Annotated in this window: 3 protein-coding genes; 2 read left to right on the forward strand and 1 reads right to left on the reverse strand. The window is 68.5% G+C overall.

Annotated elements, in window-relative coordinates; translation table 11 throughout:
* Together hflX and VMJ70_11120 are read left to right on the forward strand one after the other, a co-directional pair.
* On the forward strand, positions 1 to 876 hold an 876-nt coding region (hflX, locus tag VMJ70_11115; protein ID HTO91668.1), incomplete at its 5' end, for a GTPase HflX.
* 322 nt (positions 877 to 1,198) lie between these two features.
* Positions 1,199 to 2,440: an HNH endonuclease signature motif containing protein gene (locus VMJ70_11120; GenBank protein HTO91669.1), complete on the forward strand. Its 1,242-nt coding sequence runs from the start codon at positions 1,199 to 1,201 to the stop codon at positions 2,438 to 2,440.
* A gap of 15 nt (positions 2,441 to 2,455) precedes the next feature.
* Here VMJ70_11120 and VMJ70_11125 read toward each other — a convergent pair.
* Positions 2,456 to 3,154, reverse strand: a 699-nt coding sequence (locus tag VMJ70_11125) for a hypothetical protein (GenBank protein ID HTO91670.1), incomplete at its 5' end; no start/stop codon positions are given.

Here is a 3,154-nt window from a genome sequence, read left to right on the forward strand (position 1 = left end):
GATCTCGCGATCTTCAACGACGACCTCTCGCCGCCGCAGGTGCGCAATCTCGAGAAGGAGCTGGGCGTCAAGGTGGTGGATCGCTCGGAACTGATCCTGGACATCTTCGCGCGCCGCGCGCGCAGCCGCGAATCGCGGCTGCAGGTCGAGCTGGCGCAGCTCGAGTACATGCTGCCGCGCCTCACCGGCATGTGGAAGCATCTCGAACGTCAGGCCGGCGGCATCGGCACGCGCGGTCCCGGCGAAACGCAGCTCGAGACCGATCGCCGGCTGGTGCGCGAGAAGATCGCGCGGCTCAAGCGGGCGCTCGAAGGGGTCGAGCGCGAACGCGAGACCCAGCGCCGCCGGCGACGCCGCGAATTCCGCGCCGCGCTGGTCGGCTACACGAACGCCGGCAAGAGCACGCTGTTCAACGCGCTCACGCGCGCTTCGGTGTTCGTGGAGGATCGGCTGTTCGCGACGCTCGACGCCACCACCCGCCAGATGGTGAACGCCGAGCGCCAGGTGGTGCTGCTCACCGACACGGTCGGGTTCATCCGCAAGCTCCCGCACCACCTGGTGGCGTCGTTCCACTCGACGCTGGTCGAGGCCATAGAGGCCGACGTGCTGCTGCACGTGGTGGATGCCGCCGACGCGGACGTGGCGCGGCAGATGCGCGCGGTCGAGGAAGTGCTCGAGTCGCTGCTCGAGACGCCGCGCCCCACGATTCTGGTATTCAACAAGTGCGACGCGCTGAGAGACCAAGAGGCCGGGGCCGGCCTGCGCGCTCGGTACCCCGGCTGCCACGTGATCTCGGCGCGCTCCGGCAAGGGCGTCGCCGAACTGCGGACGGCGCTGTTCCAAATGAGCGCCGAGGCGGCGGCGGTGCGCAGTTAGACTCGAGTCAGCGAATCACCGAACCGCGCGCGATCAGCCGCCGTAATAATGTCCCCGATCTGATCTGTTACCCGTGTGTCCGGTCTGGACCGAAATTCTCCTTGACAGCCTTTTCGCGTTCGCACTGGCCTGCCTGGTGAATCGTTGCGCGATCAGCGCGCAGCGTGCGCTGGATACCCGTGCGCCGCGTAAATGCGCGTCGGATCGAAGTTTTTCGCGACGCCTCCTGATGTGCCCGCCGCGTCGATCCTGAGGCGCCGAAAACGCGTATGGTAGAAAGAGAGCGTTGCCCCCGCTTCACCCGCCCCCGCGGGAATGCGCCATGCATCGCTTCTCGTTCTCGCATCTCGCCGACGGCGACCTGCTCCAGTCGGCACGGCACGAGTTTGGTAGCCGCCGGCTCGCCACCGCCCGCTTCCTCGCCCAGCTCGCCGAAATCGACGCCCGCGAACTCTACCTGCCGCTCGCCTATGGCTCGCTGCATGCCTTCTGCATCGGCGAGTTCCGGATGTGCGATCAGCAGGCCTGCAAGTGGATTCGAGTGGCCCGCTCCGGCCGGCGGTTCCCGGCGCTGCTCGAAGCCATCGCCGACGGGCGGCTGAGCCGAAGCGGGGCGGTGGTGCTGGCCCCGCATCTTACGGAGGAGAACGTTGGGGAGTTCCTGAAAGAGGCGGCGTTCAAGACCGAGGCCGAACTCGAACGCCTCGTCACCCGACGAACCCGAACCGCGCCAGCCGCCGGGTCCCCGGCCGATGGCAGCACCGGCGCGGCGGACCCGTCACTGTCCTTAAGGACAGTTGAACCCGAATCGGAGCCGGGTTCGGCCGCGAAGCCACCCGAGCCGGGCGGAGCAGGCCTCGCCGGCCTGGCTCCCGAGACCCATCCGCTCCAGGTGCGCCTCGACGACGAGGCCATTCAACTGCTGCGCTACGCCCAGGCCCTGCTCGGCCACGCCGAGCCGTCGCGCGATCCGTCGAGGATCTTCAAGCGGTCCCTGAACGCGCTCGTGGCCGAGCTGGAGAGGCGCAAGTTCGGGGCGGGCACGAGGCGGCGGGCGACCCCTCGCGGCGCCAGCGCCAACCCCCGGCACATTCCGGTCCAGGTGCGCCACCAAGTCTGGCTTCGGGATGGCGGCCGCTGCACGTTCGTGAGTCTCACGGGCAGGCGTTGCGACTGTACGGGCCCGCTCGAGTTCGACCATGTCGTGCCGGTCGCCCGGGGCGGCGAGTCGACGGCCGACAACCTCAGGCTGCTCTGCCGCGCGCACAACCGGCACATGGCCGAGCGCGTGTTCGGAGCCGGATTCATGAAGGAGAAGCGCAAGGCGGCCAGGGCCGACCGGCCCTCGCCGGCCAGGACTCCAGCGCCCTTCGATGGCGACGCGGTGCGCTGTCTGCGGCGACTGGGCCTGCGAGCCGACGAGGCGCGGGAAGCGGCCGCGAACAGCAGCGCCAACCCGAATGCGCCTCTCGACGAGCGCGTGCGCGCCGCGCTGCAGTGGTTCGGCGGCGGCGGAGGGAGGAGACTCGAAACGGCGCCCGAGCCGATTTCCAGGGCGGGCTGAGCGAGCCGATGAAGCCTAGTCGTGCACGCCGCGGTCGCGCATCGAGATCACCTCTTCGATGGTGACGCCCGCGCGATTCTCCTTCATGCGCTTCGCGTAGTTGGGGCTCACGCCGTGGTCGCGCGCGCGGATTAGCGTGGCGAGCGACAGGTTCGGGTAGCCCGCGCGATTCATGCCTTCGACGTAGTCGGCGTCCACGCCGTGGTCGCGGGCGCGAATCAGATCCTCGAGCGGCAGCTTCTTGAAGCCCAGCTCGGCCATGTCACCGATGTATTCGGGATCGGCCCCATGGTCGCGCGCGCGGAGCAGCACATCGAAGTCGAGCTTCGAATAGCCGGCGTCGGCCATGCGCCGCACGAACTCCGGATCCACGCCATGGTCGCGCGCCTTGATCAGCTCCGACACGGTGCCGAACTTGTAGCCGAGTTTCGCCATGCCCTGGATGTATTCCACATCCACGCCGTGCTGCGTCATCTTGAGGAACATATCCACGTCGGGCGTCGGGTATTTCTGCGCGGCGAGCACGTCGAGCAGCTCGTAGCTGGCGTCGGCGAGCGCCAGCCTCACCTGCTGATCGCGCGTCGGCCGCCCCACCCCGCGCTTCTCGAGCTGATCGGCGTAGCGCGAGTCGAGCACCAGATCGAAGAGCCCGGCGCCGATTCCGTCCGAGAACTCGCCGTGGCAGCGGAGTGTTCCGGCATCGCGCACGATGTC

Origin of the sequence: Candidatus Sulfotelmatobacter sp., assembly GCA_035498555.1 — a bacterium.
Classification (GTDB): Bacteria; Eisenbacteria; RBG-16-71-46; order RBG-16-71-46; family RBG-16-71-46; genus DATKAB01.